This window comes from Thiocapsa rosea, from assembly GCF_003634315.1.
In the GTDB taxonomy this organism is placed as follows: Bacteria; Pseudomonadota; Gammaproteobacteria; order Chromatiales; family Chromatiaceae; genus Thiocapsa; species Thiocapsa rosea.
On the sequence record NZ_RBXL01000001.1, the window covers coordinates 2,635,990 to 2,652,754 of the forward strand.

General features: G+C 65.9%; 13 protein-coding genes. 10 read left to right on the plus strand and 3 right to left on the minus strand.

The features are described 5' to 3' along the window. Positions 1-99: 99 nt before the first annotated feature. A complete protein-coding gene (locus BDD21_RS11655) occupies positions 100-2,964 on the minus strand; it encodes a valine--tRNA ligase (RefSeq protein ID WP_120797317.1) in 2,865 nt (954 codons plus the stop codon). Between the two features lie 174 nt (positions 2,965-3,138). Between BDD21_RS11655 and BDD21_RS11660 the strand changes: the two genes are divergently transcribed. The 7 genes from BDD21_RS11660 to BDD21_RS11690 all read left to right on the plus strand — a co-directional run bounded on the left by BDD21_RS11660 (position 3,139) and on the right by BDD21_RS11690 (position 11,966). Further along, on the plus strand, positions 3,139-3,933 hold the full coding sequence (locus BDD21_RS11660; RefSeq protein WP_120797318.1) for an MlaE family ABC transporter permease: 795 nt from the start codon (positions 3,139-3,141) through the stop codon (positions 3,931-3,933). A 112-nt stretch (positions 3,934-4,045) separates the two neighbouring features. Further along, on the plus strand, positions 4,046-4,783 hold the full coding sequence (locus tag BDD21_RS11665) for an ABC transporter ATP-binding protein (protein ID WP_120797319.1): 738 nt from the start codon (positions 4,046-4,048) through the stop codon (positions 4,781-4,783). Further along, on the plus strand, positions 4,780-5,892 hold the full coding sequence (locus BDD21_RS11670) for an MlaD family protein (RefSeq protein WP_120797320.1): 1,113 nt from the start codon (positions 4,780-4,782) through the stop codon (positions 5,890-5,892). The genes BDD21_RS11665 and BDD21_RS11670 overlap by 4 nt, the downstream gene beginning before the upstream one ends. A 169-nt stretch (positions 5,893-6,061) precedes the next feature. Further along, the gene (locus BDD21_RS11675) at positions 6,062-6,712 is read left to right on the plus strand and encodes an ABC-type transport auxiliary lipoprotein family protein (protein ID WP_120797321.1); all 651 of its coding nucleotides are present in this window, start codon (positions 6,062-6,064) and stop codon (positions 6,710-6,712) included. A 45-nt stretch (positions 6,713-6,757) separates the two neighbouring features. Then, on the plus strand, positions 6,758-8,089 hold the full coding sequence (locus BDD21_RS11680; protein WP_120797322.1) for a hypothetical protein: 1,332 nt from the start codon (positions 6,758-6,760) through the stop codon (positions 8,087-8,089). 6 nt (positions 8,090-8,095) lie between these two features. Continuing rightward, positions 8,096-8,998, plus strand: coding sequence for a DMT family transporter (locus BDD21_RS11685; protein WP_120797323.1), 903 nt, complete (start codon positions 8,096-8,098; stop codon positions 8,996-8,998). A 283-nt stretch (positions 8,999-9,281) separates the two neighbouring features. Then, on the plus strand, positions 9,282-11,966 hold the full coding sequence (locus BDD21_RS11690; protein ID WP_120797324.1) for a type IA DNA topoisomerase: 2,685 nt from the start codon (positions 9,282-9,284) through the stop codon (positions 11,964-11,966). 285 nt (positions 11,967-12,251) lie between these two features. Here BDD21_RS11690 and BDD21_RS11695 read toward each other — a convergent pair whose 3' ends face one another. Together BDD21_RS11695 and BDD21_RS11700 are read right to left on the minus strand one after the other, a co-directional pair. Then, a complete protein-coding gene (locus BDD21_RS11695; protein ID WP_120797325.1) occupies positions 12,252-13,058 on the minus strand; it encodes a DUF4198 domain-containing protein in 807 nt (268 codons plus the stop codon). 130 nt (positions 13,059-13,188) lie between these two features. After that, on the minus strand, positions 13,189-13,509 hold the full coding sequence (locus tag BDD21_RS11700) for a hypothetical protein (RefSeq protein ID WP_342769605.1): 321 nt from the start codon (positions 13,507-13,509) through the stop codon (positions 13,189-13,191). A gap of 271 nt (positions 13,510-13,780) precedes the next feature. On the opposite strand from BDD21_RS11700, the gene BDD21_RS11705 reads away from it, so the two are divergent. From BDD21_RS11705 to BDD21_RS11715, 3 genes are all read left to right on the plus strand, one after another. Then, the gene (locus tag BDD21_RS11705; RefSeq protein WP_245969545.1) at positions 13,781-14,716 is read left to right on the plus strand and encodes an ABC transporter ATP-binding protein; all 936 of its coding nucleotides are present in this window, start codon (positions 13,781-13,783) and stop codon (positions 14,714-14,716) included. Beyond that, the gene (locus BDD21_RS11710; protein ID WP_245969546.1) at positions 14,716-15,393 is read left to right on the plus strand and encodes a hypothetical protein; all 678 of its coding nucleotides are present in this window, start codon (positions 14,716-14,718) and stop codon (positions 15,391-15,393) included. The genes BDD21_RS11705 and BDD21_RS11710 overlap by 1 nt, the downstream gene beginning before the upstream one ends. Before the next feature lie 83 nt (positions 15,394-15,476). After that, positions 15,477-16,742 (plus strand): DUF4857 domain-containing protein, encoded by a 1,266-nt coding sequence (locus BDD21_RS11715; RefSeq protein WP_245969548.1) that lies wholly within the window; start codon positions 15,477-15,479, stop codon positions 16,740-16,742. The last annotated feature ends 23 nt before the right edge of the window (positions 16,743-16,765 follow it).

Sequence of the window (16,765 nt, forward strand, 5' to 3'; positions counted from 1 at the left end):
GTTCCGGGCCAGTCGATCTTCATGAAATCTTCGGGCTCCGAAGCAGCGACGATGGCGTCATCGGCACGTTTGCATTCCTCGTTGTGACAACCGAACCGATCACAGCGCCGCAATCTTCTCCCGCTGCGCCTGCAGGTTGCCGATCGCCGTCGACTGCTCGGCCAGACGTGCGCGCTCCTTGTCGACGACGGCTGCCGGGGCCTTGTCGACGAAGCTCGGGTTGGCGAGCTTATGCCCGATGCGGGCGATCTCGTCGGTCAGGCGGCCGATCTCCTTGTCGAGACGTTTGAGCTCGGCGTCCTTGTCGATCAGGCCGGCCATCGGGATGAGGAGCTTCATGGTGCCGACGAGTGCAATCGCGGATTCGGGCGCGGTCGATTCGTCGTCGAGTAGGGTGACGGATTCGATGCGGGCGAGAAAATCCAGGTAGGGCCGGGCGATGGCGAGCCAGGTCTTGTCTTGCTCGGAGGCGTTGGCGACCAGCACCGGCAGCGGTTTGCCGGGCGCGATGTTCATCTCGCCCTTGATGCGACGTACCCCGAGGATGACCTGCTGGACCCACTCGATCTCGGCGACGGCCTCGGGATCATCCGCGCCCGCGTCGGCGACGGGGTAGGGCGCCAGCATGATGGTCTCGCCCTGGACGCCGGCCAGAGGCGCGACCTTCTGCCAGATCTCCTCCGTGATGAAGGGCATGATCGGGTGGGCGAGCCGCAGCAGGGTCTCCAGCGTCTCGACCAGGGTGCGGCGGGTGCCGCGCTTGGCGGCCTCGCTGGCGCTCGATCCGGTCAGCACCGGCTTGGACAGCTCCAGGTACCAGTCGCAGAATGCGTTCCAGGTGAAGTCATAGATCGCCTGGGCGGCGAGGTCGAAGCGGTAGCCCTCGATGGCGTCGGTGACCGTGGCGGTGGTGGCGTTGAGACGGGCGCGGATCCAGCGATCTGCCGCGGACAGCTCCAACTCGCCGCCGTGTTGGCCGCAATCCTGATCCTCCGTGTTCATGAGCACGTAGCGCGAGGCGTTCCACAGCTTGTTGCAGAAGTTGCGGTAGCCTTCGATCCGACCCAGGTCGAATTTGACGTCGCGGCCGGTGGTGGCGAGTGCGGCGAAGGTGAAGCGCAGCGCGTCGGTGCCGAAGCCGGGGATGCCGTCGGGAAAGTCCTTGCGGGTCTGTTTGGCGATCTTCTCGGCCAGATGCGGCTGCATCATGCCCTTGGTGCGCTTCTCGACCAGGGCTTCGAGCTCGATCCCGTCGATCAGATCGATGGGGTCGAGTACGTTACCCTTGGACTTGGACATCTTGTCGCCGTGGGCGTCGCGCACCAGGCCGTGGATGTAGACGTCCTTAAAGGGGACATCGCCCATGAACTTGAGCCCCATCATGATCATCCGGGCGACCCAGAAGAAGATGATGTCGAATCCGGTGACCAGCACAGAGGTCGGATAGAAGGCGTTCAGGCGATCGGTCTGCTCGGGCCAGCCGAGCGTGCTGAAGGGCCAGAGTGCGGAGCTAAACCAGGTGTCGAGCACGTCCGGGTCCTGGAGCAGGACGACCTCGGGGCCGAAGCCGTGGCGCGCGCGGACCTCGTCTTCCGAGCGGCCGACATAGACGTTTCCTTCCACGTCGTACCAAGCCGGGATCCGGTGCCCCCACCAGATCTGACGGCTGATGCACCAGTCCTGGATGTTGCGCATCCAGTCGTAGTAGGTGTTCTTCCAGTTGTCCGGGACGAAGCGGATCCGCCCGTCCTCGACCGCGGCGATGGCCGGCTCCGCCAGCGGGGCGACCCGCACGTACCACTGATCGGTCAGATAGGGCTCGATGACCGCACCCGAACGATCGCCGCGCGGCTGCTGAAGCCGGTGCTCCTTCACCGCGGCAAGCAGGCCGAGCGAGTCGAGATCGGCAACGATCAGCTTGCGGGCCTCGTAACGGTCGAGCCCGACGTAGGCCGCGGGCAGCAGTGCGCCCTCCTCGGACTGGTTGTCGCGGATCGCGGCATCCGGGGTGAGGATGTTGATCAGACCGCCGTGCGGCTGATCGGCGATCGCGTTCTCGTCGCGGTGGCGCAGCCAGACCTGATGGTCGTTGAAATCGTGCGCGGGCGTGATCTTCACGCAGCCGGTCCCGAACTCCGGGTCGGCATGCTCGTCGGCGATGACGGGGATGCGCCGGCCGGTCAGGGGCAGCTCGACGAATTCGCCGATCAGATGTCTGTAGCGTTCGTCCTCCGGGTTGACGGCCACGGCGCAGTCCCCGAGCAGGGTCTCGGGACGGGTGGTGGAGACGACCAGATGCGCCGGTCCCGTGGCGCCCGGCGGTAGCGCCAATGGGTAGCGGATGTCCCACATGTGGCCGGACTCTTCCTCCGAGATGACTTCCAGATCGGAGACCGCCGTGTGCAGTGCCGGGTCCCAGTTGACCAGGCGTTTCCCGCGATAGATCAACCCCTCCTCGAACAACCGCACGAAGACCTCGCGCACCGCGTTCGACAGACCCGCGTCCATGGTGAAACGCTCGTGCTGCCAGTCGAGCGAGGAGCCCAGACGGCGCAACTGGGTTGTGATGTTGCCGCCGGATTCCTGCTTCCACGCCCAGACGCGCTCGATGAAGGCGTCACGTCCCAGATCGTGACGGGTTTGGCCGGCGGCCTCCAGTTGGCGCTCGACCACCATCTGGGTCGCGATCCCGGCGTGGTCCGTTCCCGGCTGCCAGAGCGTGCGATCGCCTTTCATGCGGTGATAGCGCACCATCGTATCCATGATGGTGTTGTTGAACCCATGACCCATGTGCAGGCTGCCGGTCACGTTCGGCGGCGGGATCATGATGCAATAGGCTCCGCCCCCCGTGCCTTCGTCCCGGGTGCTCCCGGTCTGGTCGGCCGGGACGAAATAGCCCTTTTCTTCCCAGAGGCGATACCAGTTTTTCTCGAGGGTTTGGGGGTCGTAGTTCTTATCCAGCATGATGGTGTCGCCGTCTGCGAAGCGCGTTCAAATGAAGCCGCGAGTATATACCGAAGGCGCCCGGCGCTTGCGGGGCGCGTCTGGAATGGAGCGCTGCGGCGCCGGCGGTTTAAGATGAACGACCAATCTGCGACCAATCTGCGACCAATCTGCAGGGGGACACGGTCAGGCGTGATGGGAGTCGACGACAGACACAGAGGTCCCTTCAGCGGGCCGACCGGTTGGATCGAGGAGATCGGCTTCGCCGCGATGGCCCTCGCAAGCTGTCTGGCGTTGTATCTGAAGATCGTGCTCGGGCGAGCACGCCTGGACATGCCGGCCTTCACCGCATCGTTGCGTCAGGCCGGGCTCTCCATTCTACCGGCGATCACCTTGGTCACCGCCTCACTCGGTCTGATCCTCGGCCACCAGATCGATGCCGTCCTGACGGACCTCGATCTGCCCGGGCTCGTGGTCTTGTCGCTGACCTATGCGACCGTCATGGAGATCGTGCCGATCCTGGTCGGGATCCTGGTGGCCGGTCGAGCCGGTGTCGCGCTCGCGGTCCGACAGGCGACGTTGACGGTGACCGGCGAGATGGACGGCCTGCTCGCAAGCGGGATCCACCCGATTCAGTTCACCGTCGGTCCGGTGCTCCTTGCGATGCTGCTGATGAGCTTCGCCTTCATGGTCTGGGGGACCTTGGTCACCTTCGCCGCAGCCGGCGCCTGGTTGTGGACAATGGCCGGGATCTCGCCGGCGCTGCTCTTCGAGTCGTTGATCCGAGCGCTCAGCGTCGGTGCCCTGATCGAGGCGTTGATCAAGCCCTTGCTGTTCGCGCTCTTGATCGCCCTCATTGCCACCGTCAACGGGACCCGCGCAGGGCGCAACCCGGAGGGTATCGCGGGCGCCGCGACGCGGACCATGATCGGGGCGGTCTCGGCGATCTTGGTGATGGACCTTCTGTATATCGTGTTCTTGCGGGTGTGATGCAGCGGCCTCCAGCGACCAGCCTCAGGCCTCCGGTCTGCAGCCGGATCCTGCGCTGTGCCGACAACACCGGCCGTGGCCTTGCGCGCCGCCGGCGGCCTCGGTGGGCGCCATGACTGCGGCTCTGGTGCTCGACGGGGTCTACCAGCATGTCGGCGGGCGCATGGCGCTCGACGATATCCGGCTCGCGTTGCCCGAAGGTGCTTGGTTGCTGATCTGCGGTCCGAACGGCGCGGGCAAGAGCCTCTTGACCCGATTGATCTTGGGACTGGACCGACCCTCGGCGGGTACAATCGAGGTTCTGGGACAAGATCTGAGTCGGCTCGGCGAGGCCGCGATGGTGCGTCTGCGCGGCGACATCGGGGCGGTGCTGCAGCGCGGCTCGCTGCTCTCCGACTACAGCGTGCTCGACAACCTCCTGCTGCCACTGCGCAACGCCCCCATGACCCGATACGACATGGCACGGGCCGCGCGCTTGGTGATGACCTTGTTGGGGCTGGACGGACTGGAGAATCATATGCCGCGCGGACTCTCCTTGGGCCAACAAAGACGCGTGGAGCTGGCACGTGCTCTGATCCATCGCCCGAAGCTGCTGGTCTGGGACGGCCTTTCCGACGGGCTCGACCCGACCGTCGCCCGCGAGACCTTGGGGGTCCTGCGCACTTTGAGGGAGAACGGCAACCTGAGCCTGATCGCCACCGACAACGTCCCGGATGCCTTGGCCGGAGCCGCCGATCGGGTTGCCGTGATGGAGCGCGGCCAACTGCTGTTCGAGGGCACGCCGCAGGAGCTCGAATCCGCCGGCGCGACCCGTCTGGATCTGCGCGCAGCCCTGTGGGGACATCCATGACCGAGCCCTCGGGTCCTGCTGATCGCCGGCTGGATCGGCTCTACTCTCCGCCCGAGATCGGTGCGCCGGGCAAGCGTCGCGCGCGGGCCGAGCGTCGTGACCTGCTGTTTGCCGGCATCTTCGTCATTGCGATGGCGGCCTTCGCCGTGGCGGCGTTCACACTGGTGCTACCCGGTCTGTTCGGAAAGACCTACCGGCTGCAGGCCTATTTCCCCGACGCCGACGGGCTCGATGCCGGGCTCCAAGTCGTGCAGGAAGGTTATGTCATCGGTCTGGTCGAGCGGGTCGAGCCGGTTTTTCCGAGCGCCGATGCCCATCGGCTTTGCCCGGCGCCGTCTGCCGACATGCCGGCGCGCTCGCCGGCCCTGCCCTGTTTCCGAGCGACCCTGCGGATCCGCGACAACTGGCCGATTCCGCAGGGCAGTCAGGCGCAGTTGGCGCCATTGGGTCTGCTCAAGGGCCAGGCCATCAGCATCCGTCCCGGCAGCTCCGCGGAACTCTATGCCGACGGTGCCGTGATCGAGGGCAAGGCACCCGATGCCGACTTGACCGAACGGCTCGCGGTGCTCACCGAGACGGTTCGCCGCGTGGTCGAGGACAGCATCGCCCCGACGCTCGCGAGCATCCGTGACCAGGTCAAGACCATCGAGCTGCTGATCGGTACCGGGGAAGACCAGGGCGAGAATCGCGATCGGCTTGCGGGCGCCTTCGAGAATCTCCGGCTGCTGTCCGAGAACCTCGTCACTGCGGTCGATCCGGATGCGATCGGCGCCATCCTCGGCTCGGTGGAGGAGATGTCGGCCAGTCTTGCGCTCATCACCGGCGACATGACCGGCAGCACCGAGGACATCCGGCGCGCGGTGGCGGATTACGGCGATCTGGCGGTGGACATCCGGGGCTTGGTCAACGAGAACCGGCCGGCCATTCAGCGCTCGCTCGACGACACCCAGTTCCTCCTGCAGTCTCTATCCGCGGCATTGACCCCCATCTTGACCAACATCGAAGACGCGAGCCGCAACCTCTCGGCCCTCGCGCGGGACCTGCGCGGGAATCCCGCCTTGATCATCAAGGGTCGAGAGCAAGAGGAGCAGACGCCATGGTTCCGTTGAGGGTCGGTGGCTCGTGTCAGGCGTCGACGATCTCGAGCCGCCTTTCGACGCGCTCGAGCCGGTCGCTGAAACGATCCAAAGAATAGTCCAAAGATGGTTACGCCTCACCTGATGTCTTGTGTCTCTCGCCTGATCCCGGAGTCATCGTTTGTTGTTATTTCAAGGCTCTATGTCCGATAAGACCGCTATCCGCCGCTTGCCCCCTGTCCTTCCCGCGCTGATTGTCGTGCTGCTCGCGGGCGGTTGCGGCTCGTCCGCGCCCATGCGGCCCGACCTCTTCTATTCGCTCGATCCCGAGCCGTTGGAGGCTCCGGTCGGCGCGCCGCTGCCGGGCACCTTGCTGGTCTCGGATCTGGCCGCCCGCGGCTTCCTCGGCGGGCGGCAGATCGTCTTCCGCACCGAGGCCGAGCCTCTGCAGGTGCAGCGTTACGACGACCTCCTCTGGGCCGACCCTGTACCGCGCGCCCTCTCAAGTAACCTGGTCCGTGCCTTACGGCATGCGCAGGTCTTCGAGTTCGCCTTGATCCCGGCCGACCGTGCCCTTGCGGACTACCTGCTCGGCGGCGAGGTGGAACGTTTCGAGCATCTGCCGACAGCGACGCCGCCGCGGGTGGGCGGCGCGCTCAACCTGGCGCTGGTGCGCGCCGACGACCGTCGCTCCGTCTGGGACCGCAGCTATCGGCGCGAGGTCGAGGTGCAGGGCGACACGCCCGACGCCATGGCCGAGGCATTCAACCGATTGGCGGCACTGCTGGTCGCCGATGTGGTGCGCGACCTTCGAACGCTGCCCGGAGCCACGCGCTCCTCGGTGACCCCATGATCGGCGCGATGGGATTGGTCTTGTGTGTCTCCCCGGACGGTGTCGATGCGACCTGATCGGTTTGCGGCCCTCTATCCCCGCGGTCTGGATCGGATGCGCGTCGCCTGGGAGCATCTGCGTATCCCGGGGCCGCCGGCCGAGTATGCCCTGACCCGGACCGAGGTCGAGCACCCCGACCCGGAGCGACGCTTCGCCCGCCGCACGATTGGAGAGATCCTCTGCGACGGCGATCGACTGGCCCTGATCGACAAGGCGTCGCCCCACAGTCTCTTCGACCTCATGGTGTCGGAGATCTCGGATCCTCCGAAGGCGACACCCTGTGCGGTCGCGCCCGTCACCGGCGGCGTCCTCTGGCGGACCGGGCTCGCCTTCGTGCGCTTCGTCTCCGACCCGCAGGTCATGCGTCGTTTCGATCTGGCCGACGGCGAGCTGCATCTCGCGCTCAACTGCGACCCCAATACGCACGACCGCGAGAGCGTGCAGGCGGCCAAACAGTTTCATCTCCATCTGCTCTATTGGGGCGGCGAGGCGTTGAAGCCGTTGGAGAGCGCGGGGCGATTCGGTGCCGTCGCGGATGCCCGGCTGCGCCGTCAAGCCATCGATCCGCTCGCCTTCCTAGGTGCGCAACTGATTCACGCGTCGCTGGCAGGATTCGACCTGGGCATCCCGGGTGCCCGGCTGGCGACGCCGGACGACCGCTTGACGATCCGAGGCGAACGGCCGCTCGGTTGCCTGATCGAGCTGCCCGGCTGGCAGGTGCTCGGCGATCCCGCGTTCGAGGATCTGATCCGGCGCCTGCATCTGCGCCTGGAGGCGATCGCGGCGGATCTGCTCGAGGTCTTCACCGGGCAGCGCCGCGCGCCGTCGCCCTGGCATCGCCATGCGCTGCGCCCTCATGCCGACATCGCGCGCGGTCTCGGCGCGCTGCCGGTGTCCGCCCGGATTCGGGCCGGGCTGCGCGAGCTGTCCCTGGCGCTCCGAGACCTTCCCGTGTCGACCGCCCGCCGCTTGGAACGGAGCGATGCACGTCGCCGCATGGATCTCATGACGCTGAATCAGCCCTGCTACGCACTGAATCTCCATGCCCCCGCGCGCAACCGCCTCGGGGCGGTGCTCAACGACGCCGGGGTCGTGCACCTGACCATCCAGCCGAAGCTCTTCTCGGGCATCGGCGGGGCCGGTCTGCTCGGGCTTGGCGGTGTCCCCAGCGTGCGCATCCTGCGCGGCGAGGGTCGCTTGAGCGTCGAGAGCTGGCATCGTCGTGGCGACTTTCAACGCGAATTCGCCGAGTTCAACCAGTGCCTCCAGGGCGATGATCCGGACATCCGTTTCGGGCCGCTCAAGCGGTTCGTCGACCCGAGCACCGGTTGGGCGTGATCGCGTATGGATTTCTCCGATTTCGCCCACCTCTGGATCCTCTTCTCGCTGGCGTCGGCCTTCTTTCACGCCTCTCGCCTGGCGGTCACCAAACATCTGAGCCTCGACTTCTCGACAGAGGTCCTGACGTTTTACGTCAACCTCAGCAGCCTGCTCATCACCCTGCCGCTGATCCTCTGGTATCGCGATTTCCCTTTCCATGAGCCGGCCTACCTCATGGCCGTCCTCAGCGGGGGCATCTTGTCGGCCTTCGGCGGCTGGGCGTTGAATGCGGCCCTGCACAAGACCGAGGTTTCTCTCGTCGGGCCCTTGATGACCCTCACCCCCGGCTTCGCAATCCTCATGGAATGGCTGCTCACCGGCGCCTTGCCCGCATCGGTCGGGCTGATCGGCGTTCTCCTGCTGGTGGGCGGGGGCTATATCCTGAGTCTCGGCGACCACGAGGTGCGCTGGTATCTTCCCTTCAAGCGGCTGGTGACGGACCCGGGCAGCGTGCTCGGACTCGCCGCTGCCGCCTGTTTCGGCGCCGCGAGCGTGGTCGGGCGGATCGGCATTCAGCTGAGCGATCCGCTCTCGTTCGCGGTAATCGTCGCCATCGTCAACCCGCTGGTCATCTTCGTACTCTTCAGCTTCCGCGACCGGGGTTTTTATCGGCAGATCTTCACGTCGCAGGCCCGTCGGCGAATCCGGCCGCTGCTGGTCCTCGGGGCGCTGTTCGCGCTCATGCGGGTCGCCGATCAGATCGCGCTCAGCCTCACGTTGGCCTCCTACGCCATGGCCGTGAAGCGCACCGCCGGGATCTTCTCAGTCGTCCTCGGGCGTTGGTTCTTCAACGAGAGACATGTCGTCATCAAGCTGATCGGGGCCGCCGTTATGCTGCTCGGGGTGGTGGCGTTGACGCAGAAGTAGGCTAAACCGCGCCTGACGCGGTATGCGCTGTTTTTGGATGGGATCGGCCCCGGCAGACTTGACGACCGTTGGAGCCTGCGCGGTTTAAGGTATTAAAAAATATATCATTTTAAACCGCGTCCCCGCTAAGGGTTGTGGATGCACCAAACGTCGAACTCATTCGAACGTTAGCATCTCCGTCTGGACGCGGTTTAACCCGACGTTCGGCGGTTTGCCGCGAGGCCGGTTGTCGGATTACGCTGCGCTTATCCGACCTACGTGGCGGGTTGGAAGGGAGATCGGGATGACGATCGTGGTGGTTGCGGAAAAGCCGAGCGTCGCCCGCGATATCGCGCGGGTGTTGGGTGCGCGCCGCAAGGGCGAGGGGTTTCTGGAGGGCAACGGCTATCGGGTGACCTGGGCGATCGGGCATCTGATCCATTTCGCCGAGCCGGACGAGTACGGCGAGGTGCAAGGTGTCGACTGGGCCGGGCGGTGGTCGGCGGATCAGCTCCCGATGATCCCCGAAGCCTGGAAGCTCAAAACCGCGAAGCAGACCGCCGCCCAGTTCAAGCTGGTCAGGGCGCTCATCACGGCACCCGACACCGAGCGTCTGGTGTGCGCGACGGATGCCGGCCGCGAAGGCGAGCATATCTTTCGTCTCGTCTATCAGCACGCCCGCTGCAGAAAGCCGTTCGACCGGCTCTGGATCTCCAGCCTGACCGACGAGGCGATCCGCGAGGGCTTTCGCGCGCTGCGTCCGGGCCAAGCCTACGATTATCTCGCCGATGCGGCGCGTGCCCGTGCGCAGGCGGATTGGCTGATCGGTATGAATCTCACGCGGGCCTACACGGTGCACAATCGGGTCCTCTGCACGATCGGACGGGTGCAGACCCCGACCCTGGCGATGATCGTCGCACGCGATCAGGTGATCGCGAGCTTCACCAAGGCATTCTTCTATGAGCTGGTCGCGCATCTGACGACCGCCGATGCGGCGCACTTCGACGCCCGTTATATCCGCGACGGCGAGACCCGAATCGAGAAGAAGGAGGAGGCCGAGCGGCTGCATCGCGAGCTGAGCCCGCAGCGCACCGGCACGGTGACCAAGGTCGAGAAGAAGATCCGCACCGTCCGCCCGCCGCCGCTCTATGACCTGACCAATCTGCAGCGCGATGCCAACCGGCGGTTCGGGTTTACCGCCGCGCAGGTGCTCGAGCACGCCCAGTCGCTCTACGAGACTCACAAGCTCATCAGCTATCCGCGCACCGAGAGCCGCCACATCTCCGAGGACATGCTGCCCGAGCTGCCGGGCATCCTGAAGGGGCTGCAGCATCCGCTCGCCGCCGAGGCATTGGACCGGCTTCAGGCGGGCCATCGGCTGAGCAAGGCGTACGTGGACCGCACCAAGCTGACCGACCATCACGCCATCCTGCCGACCGGCAAGACACCCTCTCCCGATCTGCCCCCCGCGCTGCGCAAGATCTACGATCTGGCGGTCATGCGCTTCGTCGCGGTCTTCCTGCCGGATCAGCGCATCGAGGAGACACGCGTGGAGATCGCGATCGGGGATGGGACCTTCCTCGCGCGGGGTGCGGTGGTGCTGGAGTCGGGCTGGAAGCGTGCCGAGACCGGCGGGCGTGCCGAATCGAGCGGCACCGACGAGTCCGGCTTGGACCAGACGGGCGAGCCCAAGGTCCTGCCGCGGCTCGTCGAGGGCCAGCAGCTCCAGGTCGACAGCCTGGAGGTGCAGGAGAAGGAGACCCAGCCGCCGCGCCACTACGACGATTCGACCCTCTTGGCCGCCATGAAGAACGCCGGTCGCGAGATCGAGGACGATGCCTTGGCTGCGGCGATGAAGCAATCCGGTCTGGGCACGCCGGCGACGCGTGCCGAGATCATCGAGAAGCTGATCCGCACCCGTTATGTCGAGCGTCGACGCAAGCAGTTGCATGCCACGCCGAAGGGGACGGCGCTGATCGGTCTGGTCGCCCCGGCGCTGCGCAGCCCGGAACTCACCGCCGAGTGGGAGCAGCGCCTCAAGGACGTGGAGCACGGCGAGCTGCCCGTCGAGGTCTTCGATCGCGACATCGTCGCCTTCCTGCGCGAGCTGGTGCCGCAGATCGCACAAGGCCCGGCGATGTCGGCTGAGCAGGTCGCGGCGGAGCGTGCCGAACGCCCGACGGGAAAGGGTGCGAAGGCCGGGCGGGCAGGGGGTGTGCGCAAGACCGGGCGGTCGCGCCGGGGTGGAGCCTCCGCTGGAGCCTCCGGTGGAGCGGGCGAAGCGGCAGCGGGCGGACTCGGCGCCTGTCCGATCTGTGGCGAGGGCGAGGTGACCGAGAACGCCCGCGCCTACGGCTGCAGCCGCTATCGCGAGGGCTGCGGCTTCACCGTCTGGAAGACGGTCGCGGGTTTGACGCTGGCGCAGGATCAGGTGCGCCGCCTCATCGCGCAGGGTCGACTTCCGCGTCTAGAGGGCTTCACCTCGAAGGCGGGCAAACCCTTCAGCGCCGGGTTGCGGCTGGATACGGCCGGCAAAGTCGTGTTCGATTTCGGGGCCGAGGCCGAGGCGACCGACACCGGGTCAGCGGAGGCGGCCGTCGAGAGCGGGCAGGGGACTCGCGGGGCCACTCGATCCAACCGAGGCAGACCGACGGCCCCGGCAACCCTGGAACATGCGACGGACAGCCGCGCGCGGACCCCCTCGATGCGCGACCAACCCCCCGTCTGCCCGAAATGCGGCCAAGGCAAGATCATCGAAGGCCGACGCGGCTTCGGCTGCAACCGCTTTCGGGAGGGATGCGACTTCGTGGTCTGGAAGACCTACGACGGCCGGGATCTGGATGAGACGGACATCCGTGACCTGATCGAGCACGGGCGGACACGGCCGATCGCAAGCAACGAGGCCGTCTCAGGTCCGCTTAGACTGCGTCTCGATGACCGCTGGCAGGTCGTGGCCGACTCGGGCGAGGTTGCGACCGAAGGGTCTTGACCGCCTAAACCGCGTCCAGAGCGAGATGCTCACTTTCGAGTGAGTTCGATGTTCGGTGCATCCACGGCCCTTCGCGGGGACGCGGTTTAAACCGCGTATCGTGCAGCACGTCAGAGGTGTCGAGCCCGTTCGTTGTCGTTGTCGTTGTCGTCATCGTAATCGACCATCGATTCGACAACGACAACGACAACGACAACGACAACGATCTCGGACGTTCTCTGAATCTCTGCTCCACTAGCCGAGCGCCGGCACCCGGCGGTGCCGGCGCCTGCACCGATGCCGGTCCTACTTCAGCTCGGTCGCGTTGATCCAGAGCACCGCGTCCTGCGACAGCTCCTTGCCCTCGTGCTCCTTGACCGGGCCGGAGCCGAGGCAGGCGAAGCCCCAGACACCGGGGCGCGGGATACCGAAGGTGAAGACACCGTTGGGATCGGTGACGGCGACGACGGCGGTCTCCGGCACCGGACCCTGGTTGTCCTTGCCGAAGGCGTTCGCGGCCATGTCGATATCCGTGTTGATGTACTCGATTTCGCACTCGACGCCGGCGGCGGGCGTACCCTCGCTGAGCAGTTGACCGCTGAAGGTGCCGCCGGCGAAGACCTGGTAGGGCTTGTTCAGCGGCACGATCTCGGTCGGCAGGCCCAATGGCTCGCCCCAGCCGGTCGGCATGCTGCCTTTGTTCACGACCGCCTTGGTGATCTGCTGAATATAGGCGTCTTCGGCCTCTTCCAGGTAAGGCGCCGGAACCAATGCGAAGACATAGTCGCCGTTGCGCCTGACCTTGTAGGTCGTTTCGTAAGCCTTAGCCTCGTTGTGCGGACCTTTCCAGGTGATGGGTGTGAGGCTGCCCTTCAGATCGGTCTCCTCGCCTCTGAAGACGACGACGAACCGCTCCGGCTCGCCCATGTCCATGACATGGCCGTTCTCCATCGGGTGGCCGAAGACCAGCTTCAACGCGACGTCGGCTGGATCCGCGAGCATGACCTCGGGGGTGTAGACGAGCTGGAAATGCGCGTGGACCGGCGCGGTCAGTCCGGCGGCAATGAGGGCTGCGAGCGGGGCGAGCGCGGCGCCCCGGGTGATTTGCGTCATGTTGGTCTTACTCCTTAACAACAGGGGGTCGGGGAATGTCGACGGCCGACCACCGGACCGATGTGGTCGGGTGGCCCGCATCGGTCGCTCGTCGGCGATGGACCGATGCGTGATCGCAGGACGCGGGTCGCTACTCGACGATGTCCGTGCCCGCGATCTCGATTTGGTGGCCCGGGCCGGCGTCGAAGACGACCTTGTAGCCGCCGTCGGGTTTCTGGAACTCGTACTCGCTGTCCTCGCTCATCGCGCCGTCGAGCACGACGTTGCCGGAGGCGTCGAGCACGCGGATCGCGACCCCGGATGCGGACGAGCCGTCGGAGAACCCGCCTTCGCACAGCACGGTGCCGTCGCCGTTGTCGTAGCAGGAACAGAGCGGGGTGTGGGCGAGAGCGACGGAGCCGATGAGCAGGAGGGCGGCGGCGGGGACCGCGAGCATCGGGGACTTGAGCACAGGTTTCTCCTATTGAAATCGGGGCGGATCAGGGCGCGTCGCCGTGGCTCGCAGGTCCCCGCGGCCCGCAAGGGACCGCGTGTCTTGCCCGGGCAACGTGCAATTCACGGACAGGTTATCAGGCTTTGGACAGGCAAGTAAATAGCAATCGTTCGCGTTTGTATTCGAGGTTCCATCGGCGTAGACTGCCGCTTGGATTGGATTGGCTTGGCCGCGCCGGCTCCGACAACCGTCGGAGCCGGCGCGGTTTAACCTTCAGCGGAGACCGATCGTGAGTCATGAGACGGTGCCGCAAACGCACCCCGGTACTCCGATGACCGCAGCCGCGCCGGCCATCGAAGTCCGCCATCTGTCCCACCGTTATGGCGGGCGCTATCTCTATCGGGACCTCAATTTCGCGGTACCGGAGGGCAAGGTCGTCGCGCTGCTCGGCAAGAACGGTGTGGGCAAGACCACGTTGATTCGCCTGCTGATGGGCTATCTTCGCCCGGCCGGCGGCTGTTGCCGGGTGCTCGGGGGGGATTCGCACGATCTGTCGCCGGCCACCCGTGCGCGCATCGGGTTGCTGTTCGAGGGTCATCTTGCCTATGACTTCATGTCCATCGCCGGCATCGAGCGCTTCTATCGCCCCTTTTACCCACGCTGGCGCCGCGAGCTGTACTACGAGCTGGTGGACCGCCTTGAGCTGCCCCACAACCACCGGATTGGCCGGATGTCCTGCGGCCAGCGCTCGCAGGTGGTGCTCGGGCTGATCTTTGCGCAAGACCCGGACCTGATGATCCTGGACGACTATTCGATGGGGCTGGACGCGGGCTACCGGAGGCTGTTTCTGGACTATCTGAAGGGCTTCCTCGACCAGGGCGGTAAGACCGTCTTCCTCACCTCACACGTGGTGCAGGACATGGAGACGCTGGTGGACGAGGTGATCGTGCTGCAACGTGGCGGCGACTTGGTGCAGATGCCGCTCGCCGAGTTGCGCGCCCGCTTCCGCTGCTACGCGTTCGCGCTCGAGCGCGGCGAGTCGCCGCGGCCCGATGGCGTCATCGAGAACGTTGACCTGCACGGGCGCGAGCCGCTGCTCTATACCTTCGCCGACCCCGAGGTGCTCGCCGGGCACCTGGCCCGCCATTGGCCGCAGGTCCGCCTCGGCGCCGAGCGGACGATGACGCTTGAAGACGCCTTCATCGGCCTGACCGGGAAGTACTGATGCGTGCCGGGTTGATCGGGGCCATCGTCCTGAAGGAATGGCTCAAGCTGCGCTGGGCCTGGCTCGGGCTGTTGGTGCTGCACCTTCTCGTTCTGGCTTTTCTGTTCCTGAGTCTGCGCCACCAGTTCCAGGTCGAGCACTCGGAGATGATCTGGTACTGGGCCTTCGAGCTGCGGCGCTTGCTCTACGAGTCGATCCTGTTCCTGCCGCTGCTGAGCGGCACGGTCCTCGCCGCTGCGCAATTCGGCCCCGAGATGATCGGTGGACGCCTACGGCTCTCGCTGCACCTGCCGGTGCGCGGCGACCTGCTGTTGCTCGGCTGGGTCGGCTTCGGGGCCGCGCTGGGGGCGGTGCTCGCGGCGCTGGACCTGGCCGGACTCTATTGGATCGTCACGCGCTTTTTTCCGGCCGAGGCGGCAGTCAGTGCGGTGCTCACGGCGCTGCCCTGGCTGTTGGGCGGATGGGTTGCCTATTTCGGCGCGACGCTGGCGCTGTTGGAGCCGGTGCCGTTGCGGCGATTGCTCTACCTCGGCCTCGCCGTCGCCTTTCTGGCGCTGCTGTACCGGCACCGCGGCTATCAGGAGTACGACGGGATCATGCCCGTGCTGATCGGCGTTGCGCTCTTGTTCGTGCCGGCCGTGATCCTGCCGGCGCATCGCTATCGCCACCGGATCTAAACCGCGTCTCACCGAGATCGAGGATATCCCCGAAACCAAATGCAAAGTGACAATGACGCATATCGCCCTGGACGCGGTTTAGGATGATGACCGCCCGCGTTGCCCGCTGGTCGCTGATGCTGCTGACCGTCTTTCTGCTCGCGGTCTGGCTGCCGCTCGCCAAGGACCTGCTGTTCCCCCATCGCTACGGCAAGACGGCGCTGTTCTACAGCCCGGTCATCGAGCGCTTCGTCTATACCGAGCTGATCGGCGAGGGCCACCAATTCGTCTACCGCGATCAAGACGGCAAGGATTACGCGCGCGAGGAGTTCGAGAGCCTGCTCCCCTTCATTTACTACAAGAACATGGAACTCTGGGGCAAGCTGCCGCTTACGCTCGCGGGCCGGAGCTTCGACAAGGCCGCGATCCAAGCCGAGCGCCAGGTGCTGGAGCTGACGCCCGCCGAACTGCCCGGCCATGCCCCGCGCATCCCGCTGTTTCCCCTGTTGGAGTCCGCGCCGGGCCGCGCCGGCTTGACCTTCCCGGAGGACATCCTGCGTGCGGGCGAGCGGCTGACGTTCATCGGTAGTGACGCCAACCGCCTCGATCCGGCATTGACCGATCTCTTTACGACGGCGCTCGCGGACGCCGGCTTTGCCTTTCCGGTGCGGGCCATCTTCGGCCGCGTCTCGATTCTGAAGCCTTTCGACGCCGGTCTGTTCCTGCTCGATGCCGATGGGGCGCTGTTCCGGCTCCGACGCGTCCGGGGCGAGCCCGCCGTCGATCCGGTAGCGCTGCCGGACGGGCTCGCCGTGCGTCATCTGAAGGTGGCCGAGAACAAGCGCGGCGAGCATCTGGGTCTGCTGCTCGGCGAGGACGGCCGGCTGTTCCTGCTGGGCCAGACGGACTTCCGCTTGACGCCGCTCGACCTGCCCGGCTACGACCCGGATCGCATGGCGCTCAAGGTCCTGTTCGACCCCCTCCATCGCACCGCGGTCTATTCCGACGACGTGCAGATCAAGTCCGTTGTCATGGACCCCGCATTCCAGCCGATCGACCTCTATGAGCGGGAGATGGGTATGGCGGTGTCCCGGCCTATCGATCGGTTTTGGCGCGCATTCGTCCCCTTCGGGATCGATCTGCATGACCCGAACCGTCGTGACCTGACACTCGATCTGCACCTGCACGGACCGACGGCGCTGCTCGGCATCGCCGCCGCGATGTGGATCGCAATTCGGCTCGTGCGACGCCGCGGTCCGACACGCCCGGGGATGCTCCCGGCCCTCGCATTGGTCGCGTTCACGGGCTTTTACGGGCTCCTTGCCCTTGCGCTGTTTCCGCCTGCGGAGCCATCGCCAGAGAATAAATAACAATCATTCTTGTTGCCGTTTGC